The sequence below is a fragment of the Pseudoalteromonas sp. SIMBA_162 genome, assembly GCF_046535955.1.
GTDB classification, from domain to species: domain Bacteria; phylum Pseudomonadota; class Gammaproteobacteria; order Enterobacterales; family Alteromonadaceae; genus Pseudoalteromonas; species Pseudoalteromonas marina.
In genome coordinates this window covers 1-279 of the sequence record NZ_JAWJBQ010000279.1, presented here as the reverse complement: position 1 = coordinate 279, position 279 = coordinate 1, and the positions used below count along the sequence as shown (strand labels likewise).

1 protein-coding gene is annotated in these 279 nt (G+C 69.9%); it reads right to left on the bottom strand.

Features of this window, described 5'->3' with window-relative positions:
* Positions 1-261: polyprenyl diphosphate synthase (uppS, locus tag R0J88_RS19675; RefSeq protein ID WP_410900824.1), on the bottom strand; the 261-nt coding region annotated here is incomplete at its 3' end.
* Positions 262-279: the final 18 nt, after the last annotated feature.

Below are 279 nucleotides of genomic sequence, written 5' to 3'. Positions count from 1 at the left end.
CTGCTCTTCCAGCTTGCCGACTTCGCGCTCCAGCGCCTGCACGAACAGGCGCATCAGCAGCGACACCTCCTCGGCAGGCCGGCGCCAGTTCTCGGAACTGAAGGCGAACAGCGTCAGGTAGCGCACCCCCGCGCGGCCGCAGGCCTCGACCACGCGGCGCACCGCCTGCACCCCCTTGGCATGCCCGGCCGTGCGTGGCAACAGCCGCCGCGTCGCCCATCTGCCGTTGCCATCCATGATGATGGCCACGTGCTCCGGGATGTCGCGGGTATCGGGAAC